Below are 15347 nucleotides of genomic sequence, written 5' to 3' on the forward strand. Positions count from 1 at the left end.
GATTGCCACAGGCGGGCCGGAAAACTATCCCTCCCAGCCGTCTTCCATCAGGCTGCGGAACTTGCCGAGGCTGGGGATCAGAAGGCTGCGGCCCTGCTTCAGGATGAAGCCGCCGTCGCCGAGCCAGGCCAGCTCGCGTGACACCGCCTCCCGGTGGGTGCTGATGCGGCTTGCCAGTTCCGCATGTGTCGGCAGGCTGGCGATCGCCGCCGTATCGGCGCCTGCCGCGGGTTTTGCCAGCCGCAGCAGTTCCGCCCGCAGCCGCTGCCGCACCGCCATGGTGCTGAACTCGAACACCCTTGTTGTCAGCCGCCGCACATGCCCGGCCAGCTGCCGCGCCACGGCGATGGCGAATGCCGGGTTTTCCTCCATCAGGGCCAGGAACCGCCTTTGCGGCAGCCTGGCGATGATCGAGGCTTCGCTGGCCTCGACGCTCGCCGAACGCTGAACTCCGCTGCAATGGCCGCGAGAACGCCATCACCCAGCGTCTTGAACGGGGCGAATGTCTTCAGGAGTTCAGGCGTGAGTTTCAACGCGTCTTGTCCCGGGCGCCAGGCGTGGCTGCGCATTGACACTATGCCCGAAGTGTTGCTTCGGACACCATGTTTTATCATGCCGGGGAAGGCGCTGGTCCTCGTATGGCCTGCTGCGGGGCTTTCAGCCCCCGGTTTTCAGCGTCTAGTCGTTGTCGGTGATCGTCACCGTCGCGGTGGCATTTCTGCCGATGGTCCAGCCTGGCGAAGGCTGTGACAATGTCACAGTGAACGCCTCGTCACCTTCCTTGACCCGGTCGTTCACCAGCGTGATCGTGATCGCCGCCGTCGTTTGCCCATGCCGGAAACTCACGGTCCCTGTCCGTGCCCTGAAGTCGGACCTGGGCAGCGCCGTGCCGCCTGCCGTGGCGAAGCGTACGCTGGCTGTGTCGACAGGGGATTGGCGTGTAAGCGTCAGCGTCACCCGCCTTTCGCCTTCGCCCACGGTTTGCGTTGCCGATGCGAATTCGATGGCGGGCGGTGTTGACGAGAGAGCGTTCTCGATGAAGGGTTTGATGCCGCTGTCCGCCACGTTGGAATAGACGCCTGGATAACCTTCCCAGCCGCAACCCGTGCCGAAGCTCACGATGCCCACAAGCTCTGTATAGCCTGCACCGCGGTTGATCGTCAGGGGCCCGCCGGAATCGCCCCCGCAGGTGTCCTTGCCGGTCTCGCCAGCGCAGATCATGCGTGGCGTGATGTCAGAATAATTGCTGCATGAGCCTTCAACCGTCGGCACGAAAGGCAAGTCTACCTGCAAGAGCCGCACGGATTTAGGGCCTCCGTAAGCCGTACGTCCCCAGCCTGATGACCGCAGCAGCGTTCCCGCCGAAGTGGGCTCGGTGGCGGCGAGGCTTGCGAAGGGGGTGCCGGTCACCGGCGTTGTCAGCCTCAAGACAGCAACATCGTAGTCCGCCGTCCAGTAGTCATAAAGGGGATGCATCAGCGCCTCGGCGACCCCGATGCGCCGCCCGCCGCGGTTCAGCCTTTGTGTGCCAACGAGGACCTGTATGTCATCGAAAGCATTGACAACGTCCTCCACGCAATGCGCCGCGGTGACGACATAGCGGTCCGCCACCAGCGTGCCGCCGCAGAAATGCGCCCTTGTATTATTGCGGATCCATTTGGCGACGATACCCACCTGGAATGGATGGATGCCGGGCACCGCTTCGGTTCCGCCGACGACCTTCGGCGTTGCCACCATTGTGGAAGGTGATGCCGGGCGATCCCCAGCCATGCGCGCTGCCGCGGCGGCCGCGCGCATCTGCACGAGGTCGCGCATCCAGTTGAACTGATCCTCCGGGACGGCCCGTACGAGGCCGGGGAGGGTCACGAGGCGGGCAAGACCGGCGGAGTTGATATCCATGATGACATAGGGCTTGTCGTCGACGGCCTCGAAGGACCGTGCCATGGGCAGCGCAAGGCGAACGGCCTTTGCCGCGGCGGCGATTTCCCGGCGCTGCTGCAGCCGCTCCGGTTCGGTCAGCCTTGCTTCGGGGGCGTAGGCCACCGCGGTCTTGACGGCAACCCGCACGCTGCCACGGGCCGCTGCTTCTGCCGTGAGCGTATCCAGCACAGACCGGAGACCTGCGTCATCCTTGGCGATCTGCTGCAGTGACGCGCCAGACGGCGCGGACTCCGCGAGGCGGGGGGAGGCGGGCCTTGCGTCACCCTGTGCCAACGCCGGCACGTCCGAGACGGCCAGGCATATCAGGGCGGCGGCGAGGAAGCGGGCTGTCAGCTGCATGTTCAAACTCCGGACTGTTGTCGATGCGTCGGCCGCCTTGCCGCAGCGGACCGGCTTATCTTTCACAAAAAGAAATAAAAGCAATTTTAAGATGCATAAGAGAATGATTGCCGCTATACAAGTTTGATATGGATTGCAGTCATCCGGAGTCGGCACCGGGCATGCTGGTTTCCAGAACAAAGCACGCACAGTGCAACGTGCTCTGCAAAGCATTGCAATTGCCGAAATTACGACAGGATTTGTCGCAACCCCACAATGCCCAATGGCGCCAACGGCTTGCCACGTGGCGGCGCCTTGCCTGCTCTTCTGAATGGCAGACAGCGTGCCTGAAAACGTTTGCAAGAAATCCGGAACAGAAAATGAACCTGCTGCAAATTCTTCCATTAGGTAAACTCGCTTGCAGGTTTCCGCCATGAGAGTTGCATGCAATTCCATTCCCGGCATACTCGCACCGCGCCAGGCGGCGCGCTGGTGTGGAGCAGATCAGGCAGCATGGAAGGCATCGTCCCTGAAACCGGCGCGAAACAGTGCGGCAGGGTCAGTCCCTGGGCCAGACGCCCATGAACCAGGGTTATGACTATATCCTCGTCGGCGGCGGCTCTGCCGCCTGTGTTGCCGCATGGCGGCTGGTGAAGGACAAGGGTGCCCGGGTGTTGATGCTGGAGCGGGGGCCGGCCAGGGCCTCCGGCCTGTCGGCAGTCTATCTCCCCATGCCCGCGGCCTGGATGAAGGGCATCCGCGGCAGCCCCATCGTGGAAATGCACCAGCCGGTGCCGCAGACGCACCTCAACGGGCGCGCGCCCGCCGTCGGGCAGGCAGCGATCCTCGGTGGCGGCTCGGCGGTCAACGCCATGGTCTACACCCGCGGCCAGCATGAGGATTACGATCACTGGGACCGTTTCCTCGGTGGCAACAGCGGCTGGTCCTTCGCGGAGATGCTGCCGCATTTCAGGGGCCTCGAGCGCAATCACCAGTTCCATGACCGCTGGCACGGCGTCGACGGGCCGCTGCATGTTTCGCCCACGGGTGCTGTCTGCCAGCTCACCGAGGACTATATCCTCGCCGTGCAGGGGCTCGGCGTTCCCTACAATCCGGATTTCAACGGCGCCCGCCAGATGGGCGTCGGCACCATGCAATACACCACGCACCGCAACCGGCGCTGCAACGCGGTCGAGGCTTTCCTGTCGCAGGTGACGGGCGATCCGAAGCTGACGGTCGAGACGGAGGCCACCGTCTCCCGGCTGATCGTTGAGAACGGCCGCTGCACCGGCGTCGCCTATGTGAAGAATGGCGTCGAGAAGACCGCCCATTGCGAGGCGGAGGTGCTGATGGCGGCGGGAAGCTACAACACGCCCAAAATCCTGATGCTGTCCGGCATCGGGCCTGCCGCGCATCTCTCCGCGATGGGCGTGAAGGTCATCCATGACCTGCCCGGCGTGGGCGAGAACCTGCAGGACCACCACGAGGTACCGGTGGTGGCCGCCACCAATGGGCATTTCGGCTACTACGGCGAAGACAAGGGCTGGCGCGCGTTGTGGAACGGGCTGCAATACATGCTGTTCCGCTCCGGCCCCGTGGCCAGCGTCGGCGTCGAGGCCTGCGCCTATGTGGACCCCGAGGGCGGCGACCGTCCGGTATTGAAGATGTATTGCATCCCGACGGTCTATCTCGATCGCGACGTGAAGGGCATTGCCCCGCAGGACGGCGTGACGGTCAATGCCTGCCTGCTCCGCCCCAGGTCGCGCGGCAGCGTGCGCTTGCGCTCCGGCGATCTATTCGACAAGCCCGTCGTCGACAACAACTACCTCGCCGATCCTGACGACTTGAGGCTTGAGATCCTCGGCCTGCGCTTTGCCCGCGAGATCATGGCGCAGCGCCCCCTCTCGTCGCGCATCACGCATGAGATGCTGCCAGGCAGCAAGGTGACGGGCGATGCCGAACTGGCCGAGCACTGCCGCCGCACGGTGAAGACCAACTGGCATCCGGTCGGCACCTGCCGCATGGGCGTGGATGGCGACGCGATGGCGGTGCTCGACACGCGGCTCCGCCTGCGCGGCATTGAGGGCTTACGCGTCATCGATGCCTCGGCGATGCCTTTCGTGCCATCGGGCAACACCAACGCGCCGACCATGGCGCTGGCCGACCGCGCCATCACCTTCCTCTGAACTCAGGCCTCATTGGCATAGAAGAAGGCGATGGCCTGCGAGCGGTTCCGCAGGTTAAGCTTCTCGTAGAGATTCCGCAGGTGGAACTTCACGGTGTTGATGGAGATGCCGAGTTCGGCGGCGAGCTCATTGTTGGTGCGGCCCTTGGCAAGCGCCGTGAGCATGGCCTTCTCACGCTCCGTCAGCGTTTCGCGCGGGTCGCGCTTCAAGCTCCTCACATCCATGTAGGGAAACACCATGCGGCCCGTCGCAACCGACAGGGCGACATCGAGGAGCTGCTGTTCCGGCGCATCCCGCGTGCAGAAGGCGGCGGCACCTGCGGCCAGCGCGCGGCGCGGCACGTCCGGATCGCCGCCCGAGGCATAGACGATGATGCGCGGCGCGTTGGGCCTGTCGCGCAGGATGCCGAGCAGACGCTCCGCGCCAAGCTGCGGGATCGACCAGTCGACGATGCCGATGTCCACCGGCACGCGCAGGCAGCTTTCGAGGAAGCCTTCCGCCGTCTTGGTGGTGGCAACCAGGCTGAAGCGCTTGTCCCGCTCGAACAGGTCCGACAGGGCCTGGAGCATGATGGTGTTGGGATCGGCGATGATCAGGCTGCGGGAATCACTCATTCCCTATCCTAACGGGCAGGTCGCTGCGTGACAATCGAAATTTACAGTATAGAAGGATGGGCAGTTTCCCACCCATATAGATGCCAATAGGCTGGTTCTTGGAGTGTTTTCAAGTTCTCCCCACCCCTTCATAAAGTGGTCACACAACAAAACAGATGGGAGAAAGCAGATGCCAGGAGTTCGTGGACTTTTCATTCCGGGGCCGACCAATGTGCCGCAGGCCGTGCGCCTGGCCATGGACATTTCCATGGAAGACCAGCGCGCCCCTGACCTGCCGGCCTTCACGCTGCCCCTCTTCGAGGACGTGAAGAAGGTCTTCAAGACCCGCACCGGCCAGATCTTCCTGTTCCCCGCCTCCGGCACCGGCGGCTGGGAAGCCGCGATGCTCAACACGCTGTCCCCGGGTGACCGGGTTCTGATCTCCCGCTTCGGCCAGTTCTCGCTGCTCTGGGCTGACATGTGCACGCGCATGGGCCTTGAGGTGGACGTGGTGGACGTTCCCTGGGGCGAGGGCGTGCCCGTTGAAATCTTCGCCGAAAAGCTCAAGGCGGATACCACCCACAGCTACAAGGCCGTGCTGGTCACCCACAACGAAACCGCAACCGGCGTGACGAGCGACGTTGCCGGCGTGCGCAAGGCGATGGATGCCGCCAACCACCCCGCGCTGCTCTTCGTTGATGCCGTGTCGTCGCTTGCCTCCATCGACTTCCGCATGGATGAATGGGGCGTGGACATCTGCGTGTCGGGTTCGCAGAAAGGCTTCATGATGCCCGCGGGCCTCGCCATCCTCTGCGTGTCGGAGAAGGCGCTTGCTGCCCGCAAGGCCGCCACCATGCGCCGCTGCTACTTCGACTTTGACGACATGATGCGCACCAACAAGGACGGCTTCTTCCCCTATACCCCGCCGCTCCACATGCTCCGTGCGCTGCGCGCCGCGACCGACCTGCTGCTGGAAGAAGGCCTCGAGAATGTCTTCGCCCGCCACTACCGGCTGGCCGAGGGCGTGCGCCAGGCCGTGTCCGCCTGGGGCCTGTCACTCTGCGCCAAGGACCCGAAGTGGCATTCCGATACGGTGAGCGCCATCCTCATCCCAGAGGGCTTCGACAGCGCCGCCCTCGTGAAGCATGCCTACACCAAGTATAACATGTCCCTCGGCATGGGCCTCAACAAGGTGGCGGGCAAGGTGTTCCGCATCGGCCACTTGGGTGACCTCAACGAGATCATGTGCCTGCAGGCCATCGCGGGTTCCGAAATGGCCATGCGCGACCTCGGCATTCCCGTTCAGGCGGGCTCGGGCGTTGCGGCGGCCATTGAATATTACCGTGGCGCCACTGGCGCCGCCGCGCTCAAGAACGCGGCCTGAGGAGCAAGATCCATGGACATTCATGAATACCAGGCCAAGGAAATCCTGAGCCGCTTTGGCGTGCCTGTGCCCAAGGGCGCGCTTGCCTACAGCCCCGAGCAGGCTGCCTATCGCGCGCGTGAAATCGGCGGCAAGCTGTGGGTCGTGAAGGCCCAGGTCCACACCGGCGGACGCGGCAAGGTCGGCGGCGTCAAGCTGTGCCGCAGCGAGGACGAGGTTCTCGAAGCAGCCGACGACCTTCTCGGCAAGAAGCTCGTCACCCACCAGTCCGGCCCGGCCGGCAAGATCGTCTACCGCCTCTATGTCGAGGGTGGCGTTGCCATCACGAAGGAGCTCTACCTCGGTTTCGTTCTGGACCGGAAGTCGGAGCGCGTGATGGTCGTCGCGTCTTCCCAGGGTGGCATGGAGATCGAGGACATCGCGGCCGAGAAGCCCGAGTCCATCGTCAAGGTCAGCGTTGAGCCGGCGGTGGGCATGCAGGCCTTCCAGGCGCGCGAGGTGGCCTTCGCGCTTGGCCTCCAGCCCGCGCAGATCCAGTCGGCGGTCAACGCCATCATGGGCTGCTACCGGGCGTTTGAGGAGCTCGATGCCACGATGGTGGAGATCAATCCGCTGATCGTCACCGAGGATGATCATGTGATTGCGCTCGACGCCAAGATGACCTTCGACGACAACGCGCTGTTCCGCCACCCCGCCGTGGCCGAACTCCGTGACAAGAGCCAGGAAGACCCGCGTGAAACCCATGCGGCAGACCGTGGCCTGTCCTATGTCGGCCTCACCGGCAAGATCGGCTGCATCGTGAATGGCGCTGGCCTCGCGATGGCGACGATGGACATGATCAAGCTCGCAGGCGGTGAGCCCGCGAACTTCCTCGACATCGGCGGCGGCGCCACGCCGGAGCGCGTGGCCAAGGCCTTCAAGCTCGTCACCATGGACAAGAATGTCGAGGCGATCCTCGTCAACATCTTCGCCGGCATCAACCGCTGCGACTGGGTTGCCGAAGGCGTCGTCCAGGCGCTGGAGAAAAATCCGCTCGGCGTGCCCGTCATCGTGCGCCTTGCCGGAACCCATGTGGAAGAGGGACGCCGCATCCTGGCGCGCTCGGGGCTTCCCATCATCCGCGCCAACACACTGGCGGAGGCTGCCGAACGCGCAGTCGCCGCGTGGAAGAACAACGCCAACACGATCGGCCTCAAGGTGGTGAACGCATGAGCATCCTTCTCGACTCCACGACGCCGGTCCTGGTGCAGGGCATCACCGGCAAGATCGGCTCCTTCCATACCAAGGAGATGATGGAATACGGCACCAACATCGTGGGCGGCGTCACCCCCGGCAAGGGTGGCACCAGCCTTGATGGCGTGCCCGTCTTCGACACCATGAAGGAAGCGGTGGAAAAGACCGGCGCAACCTCGTCCATCGTCTTCGTGCCGCCGCCCTTCGCGGCTGACTCCATCATGGAGGCGGCAGATGCCGGCGTGCGGCTGTGCGTTGCCATCACCGATGGAATCCCTGCGCAGGACATGATCCGCGTGAAGCGCTACATGCGCCGCTACAGGGCGGAAAACCGCATGCGCCTCATCGGCCCCAACTGCGCCGGCGTGATCTCGCCGGGCAAGGCGCTGCTCGGCATCATGCCGGGCAACATCTATCTTCCCGGCAATGTCGGCATCGTCGGCCGCTCCGGCACGCTGGGCTATGAAGCGGCTGCCCAGATGATGGAACTCGGCATTGGTGTCTCGACCTCGGTCGGCATCGGCGGCGACCCGATCAACGGCTCGTCCTTCAAGGACATTCTCGAACTCTTCGAGAATGATCCCGAGACCCACGCGGTCGTCCTGATCGGCGAGATCGGCGGCCCGCAGGAGGCGGAAGCCGCGGAGTACATCCGCGACAACATGACGAAGCCCGTCATCGCCTATGTGGCAGGTCTCTCCGCGCCCAAGGGCCGCAAGATGGGCCATGCCGGGGCCATCATCTCCGCCTTTGGCGAAGGAGCGTCGGAGAAGGTGGAACTGCTGCGCGACGTCGGTGTTGCCATTGCGCCGACCCCTGCCGAAATCGGCAGCACGGCGCAGAAGGTGCTCAAGGCAGCGTGAGGTGAGACCATGATCCTTCCGCTCGAATCCCCCCTTCGGCCGGGGCGCAAGCAGGCGTCCGGCAACAAGATGACCATCGTGCCGGACCTCAGGAGCTTCCGCTATGAGCCCCGGCCCGCCCGCCTCTCGCCCATGCAGATGCTGGTCGTTCAGCTCGTCTGCTGCGGCCTGGCCGACAAGGAAATTGCCTTCATCCTCGGCGTGAGCAGCGCCACGGTGAAGGCGCACATGTCCCGCGCCATCAAGGACATGGGGCTGTTCCGCCGCCACCAGCTGGTGCGCTATGTCTTCGAGAACGGGTTGTTCGACCCCGAAACGGCGCAGGCCGACATCCTGCGCCGGCGCGCCGCCTGCTGATTTTCAAGGAAAACATACATGAGCTTCTTTACAATCGAACAGGCGCCCGCGCGCCTGAACCGCAGCGAACTGGCCGTGCCGGGAAGCCAGCCGCAGATGTTCGAGAAGGCGGCCAAATCCGCCGCCGACGTCGTGTTCCTCGACCTCGAGGACGCGGTCGCCCCTGATGACAAGGCACAGGCGCGCAAGAACATCATCCAGGCCATCGGCGACATTGACTGGGGCAAGAAGCAGCTCTCGGTCAGGATCAACGGCCTCGATACGCACTACATGTATCGTGACGTGGTGGACGTGCTGGAACAGGCCGGTGACAGGCTGGACCTGATCATGATCCCCAAGGTCGGAACAGCCTCAGACGTCTACGCTCTCGACATGCTGGTAACGCAGGTCGAGACGGCGAAGGGCCGGAAGAAGCGCATCGGCTTCGAGCTCATCATCGAGACCGCCCTGGGCATGCAGAATGTGAGCGAGATCGCCGCGGCCTCGAAGCGCAACGAATCGCTGCACTTCGGTGTTGCCGACTATGCAGCGTCCACGCGCGCGCGCACCACCTCCATCGGGGGCGCAAACGCGGACTACGCGGTGCTGACGGAGCCACTCGACGACGGCTCGCGCCAGACCCATTGGGGCGACATGTGGCACTATGCCATCGCCCGCATGGTGGTGGCCGCGCGCGCCAACGGCCTGCGGCCGGTGGATGGTCCCTTCGGCAATTTCTCGGATGCCGATGCCTTCCGGGCCGCTGCGCGCCGTGCCGCGGTGCTGGGCTGCGAGGGCAAATGGGCGATCCATCCGTCACAGATCGCGCTGGCGAATGAGGTGATGAGCCCGTCTGAGGCAGAAGTGACGCGCGCCCATCGCATTCTCGAAGCGATGAAGGAGGCAGAGGCACAGGGCAAGGGTGCCGTCTCGCTCGATGGCCGCCTCATCGACTACGCCTCGATCCGCCAGGCCCAGGTGCTGGTGGAGAAGGCCGCGCAGATCGCGGCGAACTGACATAAGTTACCGTCATCCCGGCGAAGGCCGGGATCCAGCTACTTCTCTCCGCGCATGTTGACACAAAGCTGGATCCCGGCCTTCGCCGGGATGACGTCACAAAAAAATGTGGCGCGCCTTATCGGTCGATCGACTTCATCGATGACGCCTGATAGCGCTCACCCGCCGCCACACCCTTCGGGAAGGCTGCGGACAGCCGCCGCAGGTCGCTGACCGTCAGCGCCACCGTCTCGGCGGCGGCATTCTCTTCCAGATACTGGCGGCGCTTGGTGCCGGGGATCGGCACGATGTCGTCGCCCTGCGCCATGACCCACGCGAGTGCGATCTGGCCGGGTGTCGCGTGCTTTTCGGCGGCCAACGCCTCCACTTCCTTCAGCAGCGCCAGGTTGCGCTCGAAATTCTCGCCCTGGAAGCGCGGGGTGTTGAGGCGATAGTCGGCGGTATCGAGTGACTGCTGTGACTTGAAGCGGCCGGTGAGGAAGCCACGGCCAAGCGGGCTGTAGGGCACAAAGCCTATCCCCAAACGCCGCACGGTGGGCAGGATCTCGTCTTCGACGTCACGCGTCCACAGCGAATACTCTGTCTGCAGGGCCGCGATGGGGTGCACCGTGTGGGCGCGCTCGATGGTGCGCGGCGATGCTTCCGACAGGCCGAGGTATCGCACCTTGCCCTGCTTCACGAGGTCGGCCATGGCCCCCACCGTATCCTCGATCGGCGTGTTGGGATCGACGCGGTGCTGATAGTAAAGATCGATCACCTCGATGCCGAGACGCTTCAGGCTCTCCTCGCAGCATTTGCGCACATAGTCCGGCCGGCCGTTCACGCCCAGGAAGGCGCCATCGGGTGCGCGCATGTTGCCGAACTTGGTGGCGATGACGAATTTTTCCCGCTTGCCCTTGATGGCGCGGCCCACGAGCTCCTCGTTCGAGCCCATGCCATACATGTCAGCGGTGTCGAGGAAGGTGATGCCGAGGTCCAGCGCGCCGTGGATGGTCGCGAGTGATTCCGCATCGTCACGCCCGGCATAGAAGTCCGACATGCCCATGCAGCCCAGCCCCATGGCGGAAACACTGAGCGGTCCGAGATTCCGGTGATGCATGTTTGCCTCCTTGGATGAAGACAGAAGATAGGCCGCTCACGCCACCAATGCACGCAGAGACTGGACAGCCCTTTCGAGATCACGGCGCATGGCCTCTGGTTGCGGCGGAACCGGTGCCTCTCCGAACCACGCCAGCCGCTTCTCAGCGATGAGCCTGTGGAACAGGCGGCGCCTGTCCGCCGTGGCCTCGATGATGCCTGTGTCGAACAGCACCTTCACCGGTGCGAAGAGTGCCGAGGGCTGCTCGACGGCGTGGCGGAACAGGAACTCGCCCGCCTGCCACGTGAGGTTTTCATTGCGCGGCAGCGGATAGACAGAGACCGGCCTGCCGGAGGCCAGCGCATCCGACACCATAGAGACCGAATCGCTCGTCACCACGATCTCGGAGGCCTCGGCGAGCAGCGCCTTGTAGCGGTTCTCGCCCTTGTGGAAGACGTCCAGCCGGTGCGGCGGGGTGATGGCGCGCGCCAGCGCTGCAACGGCGTCTTGCGGCGTGCGCGGGCTCGTCTGCACGCTGAGCAGCCTGTTGCGGCGCGTGGCATGGGCGATGGTGTCAACGGCAAGCTGCGTGGCTGCGGCGGCGTCGAGCCGGTCCGGGAAGGCGGGGCCGCCGACGAGCAGCGCCAGGGGTCCATCTGGCGTTTCCCCTGCTGCAGTCTCGGTGGTGGCGGCGATGGGCATGGAGAGTTCGACCACCTGCGGGGCGGGCGGGATGCGGTATTGCGCGGTGGTGATCACGAGATCGAAATCGCGCACCGCACCCGCAGGCCTGCCGATGCAGACGGCGCGCGTGCGCCCCTGTGACTTGCGCTTGATGGCGAGCGCGATGACGCTGGCGGATGCCTCCGCGCAGAAAACGAGGTCCGGCCAGCTGCCGGAGAACACGCTCTCGCCGTTCGTGAGCAGCAGCGAGGAGAGCACGGGGATTTCAGGTCCCCTGAATTGAAGCCGCTTCACCTCGAAGGGCCAGCCCGTGGCTTCGGCAAGATTGGTCATCTGGTCGAGGTCGCCCTTGCGGCCGCGCGACAAGATCCAGATCAGCGGCTCAGCGGCCATGCGGCTCAGCGCGCGCTTCGCCGAGCACGTCCATGTAGCTGGCGAGAAGGCCGGAGAGGATGTGATCCCAGCTGTAGTCCAGCGCGCGGGTGCGGGCGGCCTCGCCCATGCGCTGGCGCAGCACGGGGTCTTCAGCAAGTGCTGCGAGCCGGGCGGCCAAAGCCTGCTCGTCACGCGCGCTCACCAGGTGGCCCGTCACACCTTCGGCGACGAGAGAGTTGCTGCCGCTCGAGATCGCATTCACAGCGGGCAAGCCACTCGCCATGGCTTCGAGTGTCACATTGCCGAAGGTTTCGCTCTCGCTCGGAAAGAAGAAGATGTCGGAGGAGGCATAGGCGCGCGCCAGCTCCGCGCCATGCAGGAAGCCCACGAAGATGCCGTCCTTGAGGCCCGCCTTCATCGCCGCCATCTCCGGCCCGTTGCCGATGACGAGCGGTTTCACCTTCAGGCCCTTCGCGGTCAATGCGTTGAGCACGCGCATATAGATCGCGGTGTTCTTCTCCTTGACGAGGCGGCCAGCGAAGCTGATCGCCACCTCGTCATCAGCGATGCCAAGCGAGCGGCGCCAGGCCATATCGCGCTTTGCTGGCGAGAAGAGATCGCTCTCCACCCCGCGCGCCCAGATCTCCACATGCTGTGACTGGCCTTCGCTGCGAAGAATCTCCGCCATTGATTGCGATGGCGCATAGACCCGGCGCATGCGGTTGTAGAAATGCCGCATATAGCGTTGGCCGAGCTTCTCGAAAATGCCGAGGCCATAGAAGCGCAGATAGGTGTCATAGCGCGTGTGGTAGGACGCGACGACCGGAACGCCCCAGCTCTCGGCAAGCTTCATCGCCTTGTAGCCCGCGATGTCGGGGACAGCGATGTGGAGGAGCGTGGGCCGGAAGGCTTCGAGCCGCTCGCGCGCCCTCTTTGAAAGCCCAAGAGCAATGCGGTATTCCGGCCGCGTCGGAATCGCCATGGACGGCACGGGAACGAGTTCGCCCACGGATGCGAAAGCAGGCTTGTCAGCAACAGGCGAGAACACCAGCACCGGCACGCCGCGGCTTTCGAGAAACGCCACGAGCCGGTTCAGCGTGAGGGCCACGCCGTCCTTGATGTAATTGTAGTTGCCGGTGAACAGGGCCACCCGCAATTCGGGATCGGGCGGCCCTGCCATGTGGTTCATGAGGGAGCTCAGGCGGCGATCTTGAGCGTGTTCAGCGGCGGCACGCTCTTCATCACCTCATAGGAATCATGGCGGATGAAGTTCCTGGCCATCGCTTCCTTGATCTGTGCGTCCGTGATGAGGCCCTTCTCATAGGCTTCCTTGAGGAGGCCGAAGAAGAAATATTCCTGGTTCCGGTCCGGATGGCGGGCATAGCGGCCGAGCAGAGCATGCTCGCCAAAGAACTTGCGGCGCATGCGCATGATCCAGCCGATGACGGGCACGAATTCGGTGGGCGTGTAATCGACCTTGAGGCCCGTCTTCCACGGCTGGGTGCGCCGCCTCGTATTGTGGATCATCTTGGTCTTCGGCGTCAGCTTGTCGAAGTCGTTCCACTCATCCTCGAAGGTACCGATGGTGTTGCGGTCCTCCATGAGGAGCGAGATCCAGTTGTGATAGTCGCGATTGCCCTCGAACAGCTCGTTGAAGCTCTTCTCCACATCCCAGTGCTTGAGCTTGGCGCAGTCGAGCAGCATCACGGAGGAGGCAAAGGCCCCGTTCTTGAACTTGGAGCCGCGGCACATGATGGCCTTGCCCTGCATGTCACGCGAGAGGAGCTCCCACACGTCCTGCACCGCGAAGACGTCCGGATCGACGACGAGGGCGCGGCCCTGATAGCCCATCAGCTGCGGCGGCAGGAATCGGGTGAGCGTGAAGGACTGCAGGTCATTCTCAAGCCAGGTGCGCTTGACGCCATGGCGCATGTAAGTCTGCCCGTCGCGCTTGGAAAAGAAGGGGTAGTCCTCCTGCTGCATGACGGTGACGTCGAACTTGTCGGCGTGCTTCGAATTGCGCTTCATGGAATAGGCGGAGACGATCGCGCCGATCGACTGCTTGGAATTGGTCTGGATGAAGATGTGAGGCCGGGTGGCCCCTTCATTCCCGGTCGAAGCCATGAGAATCCTCGAAACGATTGTTTACGAGCACGCCCTCTATCATGTACTGACCCGGGGTTCAAACGCCGCCTTCGCGCGGCTCTCTGTCACAAGGGCACAAACTGTTGCAATCTCAGGGGAATCCGGTTCTGCAGGAGGCCACGCCGCGGGTGTGGATTTTGCGCAGTCCGCATTCTGGCGACAACACCCAGCTGCGTGCCGTGGCCGCGGCGCTCGGCTGGCCCGTCGAGGTCAAGCAACTGACCTACCGCTGGCATGAAGGGGCTCTCCGCCTCCTGAGCCTGCCGACGCGCGCGGGCGTCGATCCGGCCCGCTCCAGCCCGCTTTCACCACCCTGGCCCGATCTCGTCATCTGTTCCGGCCGTGGGGCGGAGGCCGTGTGCTTCTGGCTCAGGCGGCAGAACCCGAAGCTTCGCATCGTCTTTATCGGCTCGCCATGGTCACGCCTTGACGCCTTCGACCTGGTGATCACCACGCCGCAATACCGGCTTGCCCGCGCGCCCAATGTCCTGCACGTGGCGCTGCCCCTCCATGACGTGACACAAGCCAGGATTGCCGCAGAGGCTGCGCGCTGGGCGCCGCGTCTGGCGCACCTCCCGCGGCCCTTCACGGCCGTTCTGGTTGGCGGCAGCAGCGGGCCTTACGTCTTCACGCCGCAGGCCGCGGCAAGGCTCGGCCATGCCGTCACCGGGCTGGCGCGGGCGAATGGCGGCTCGCTGCTTCTCACCACCAGCGCGCGCACGGGCGAAGCCGCGGCGGCGGCGCTCTCCGGGGCGCTGGGCGCGCCGCATCTTCTCCACCGCTGGCAGGGTGGTTCAGTGGAAAATCCCTTCCACGCCTTCCTTGGCCTTTCAGATCGCATCGTGGTCACCGCCGATTCGATCTCGATGCTGGCGGAGGCGCTTGCAGCGGGAAAGCCGGTCTCGCTGTTCGACATCGAGGACGGGCGCTTCGCGATGCGGGCCGAGGCGGAAGGTGCCATCGGCTGGCGGGGCCGCACGCCGGATGCGACACTGTTCCGGCTGCTGATCAACCATGCGCCCGCCCGCTTTTCCCGCGATCTCCGCATCGTGCACCGGCAGCTTTTGGCCAGTGGCCGGGCGTCGTGGCTGGGTGAGGAGCCGATGGCGCCAGCCACGCCCACACCTGAGGATGGGCTGGAGCTTGCCGTCACTCGCATCCGGGGGCTTTTTGGCCTATGAGCGGCGGACTTAC

The 15347-nt window shown here is 64.4% G+C and carries 14 protein-coding genes; 7 read left to right on the plus strand and 7 right to left on the minus strand.

Annotated elements, in window-relative coordinates; translation table 11 throughout:
• Positions 1–24: 24 nt before the first annotated feature.
• Positions 25–372: a Crp/Fnr family transcriptional regulator gene (locus ACILRA_RS00800; protein ID WP_395660183.1), complete on the minus strand. Its 348-nt coding sequence runs from the start codon at positions 370–372 to the stop codon at positions 25–27.
• 306 nt (positions 373–678) lie between these two features.
• Positions 679–2280, minus strand: a complete 1602-nt coding sequence (locus ACILRA_RS00805; protein WP_395660184.1) for a trypsin-like serine protease — start codon at positions 2278–2280, stop codon at positions 679–681.
• A gap of 560 nt (positions 2281–2840) precedes the next feature.
• Between ACILRA_RS00805 and ACILRA_RS00810 the strand changes: the two genes are divergently transcribed.
• Complete coding sequence (locus ACILRA_RS00810; protein WP_395660185.1) at positions 2841–4445, plus strand: GMC family oxidoreductase; 1605 nt, start codon at positions 2841–2843, stop codon at positions 4443–4445.
• Between the two features lie 2 nt (positions 4446–4447).
• Here the strand turns inward: ACILRA_RS00810 and ACILRA_RS00815 are convergent, their stop codons facing one another.
• A complete protein-coding gene (locus ACILRA_RS00815) occupies positions 4448–5059 on the minus strand; it encodes a response regulator transcription factor (RefSeq protein WP_395660186.1) in 612 nt (203 codons plus the stop codon).
• A 169-nt stretch (positions 5060–5228) separates the two neighbouring features.
• Between ACILRA_RS00815 and ACILRA_RS00820 the strand changes: the two genes are divergently transcribed.
• Genes ACILRA_RS00820 through ACILRA_RS00840 form a run of 5 tightly spaced genes read left to right on the plus strand, consistent with a single transcriptional unit; the run spans position 5229 to position 9871 of the window.
• Positions 5229–6422 carry an aminotransferase class V-fold PLP-dependent enzyme gene (locus tag ACILRA_RS00820; protein WP_395660187.1) on the plus strand — a complete coding sequence of 398 codons (1194 nt, stop codon included), beginning with the start codon at positions 5229–5231 and terminating at the stop codon, positions 6420–6422.
• Between the two features lie 12 nt (positions 6423–6434).
• Entirely contained in the window at positions 6435–7634 is a 1200-nt protein-coding gene (locus ACILRA_RS00825) for a malate--CoA ligase subunit beta (protein WP_395660188.1), read from the plus strand.
• Positions 7631–8518 carry a succinate--CoA ligase subunit alpha gene (gene sucD, locus ACILRA_RS00830; protein ID WP_395660189.1) on the plus strand — a complete coding sequence of 296 codons (888 nt, stop codon included), beginning with the start codon at positions 7631–7633 and terminating at the stop codon, positions 8516–8518. Before ACILRA_RS00825 ends, sucD begins: the two co-directional genes overlap by 4 nt.
• A 9-nt stretch (positions 8519–8527) precedes the next feature.
• Positions 8528–8875 (plus strand): helix-turn-helix transcriptional regulator, encoded by a 348-nt coding sequence (locus ACILRA_RS00835; protein ID WP_395660190.1) that lies wholly within the window; start codon positions 8528–8530, stop codon positions 8873–8875.
• A gap of 18 nt (positions 8876–8893) precedes the next feature.
• Positions 8894–9871: an HpcH/HpaI aldolase/citrate lyase family protein gene (locus ACILRA_RS00840; protein ID WP_395660191.1), complete on the plus strand. Its 978-nt coding sequence runs from the start codon at positions 8894–8896 to the stop codon at positions 9869–9871.
• A 118-nt stretch (positions 9872–9989) separates the two neighbouring features.
• On the opposite strand, the gene ACILRA_RS00845 is transcribed toward ACILRA_RS00840, so the two are convergent.
• From ACILRA_RS00845 to ACILRA_RS00860, 4 genes are read right to left on the minus strand one after another with little or no spacing between them, the layout of a single operon-like run.
• Entirely contained in the window at positions 9990–10970 is a 981-nt protein-coding gene (locus ACILRA_RS00845; protein WP_395660192.1) for an aldo/keto reductase, read from the minus strand.
• A 36-nt stretch (positions 10971–11006) separates the two neighbouring features.
• A complete protein-coding gene (locus ACILRA_RS00850) occupies positions 11007–12026 on the minus strand; it encodes an ELM1/GtrOC1 family putative glycosyltransferase (protein ID WP_395660193.1) in 1020 nt (339 codons plus the stop codon).
• Positions 12016–13197, minus strand: a complete 1182-nt coding sequence (locus tag ACILRA_RS00855) for a glycosyltransferase family 4 protein (RefSeq protein ID WP_395660194.1) — start codon at positions 13195–13197, stop codon at positions 12016–12018. Before ACILRA_RS00855 ends, ACILRA_RS00850 begins: the two co-directional genes overlap by 11 nt.
• A gap of 8 nt (positions 13198–13205) precedes the next feature.
• On the minus strand, positions 13206–14132 hold the full coding sequence (locus ACILRA_RS00860; protein ID WP_395660195.1) for a hypothetical protein: 927 nt from the start codon (positions 14130–14132) through the stop codon (positions 13206–13208).
• 149 nt (positions 14133–14281) lie between these two features.
• Between ACILRA_RS00860 and ACILRA_RS00865 the strand changes: the two genes are divergently transcribed.
• Positions 14282–15334: a mitochondrial fission ELM1 family protein gene (locus tag ACILRA_RS00865; protein WP_395660196.1), complete on the plus strand. Its 1053-nt coding sequence runs from the start codon at positions 14282–14284 to the stop codon at positions 15332–15334.
• The last annotated feature ends 13 nt before the right edge of the window (positions 15335–15347 follow it).

Source organism: Aestuariivirga sp., assembly GCF_044239095.1.
In the GTDB taxonomy this organism is placed as follows: Bacteria; Pseudomonadota; Alphaproteobacteria; order Rhizobiales; family Aestuariivirgaceae; genus Aestuariivirga.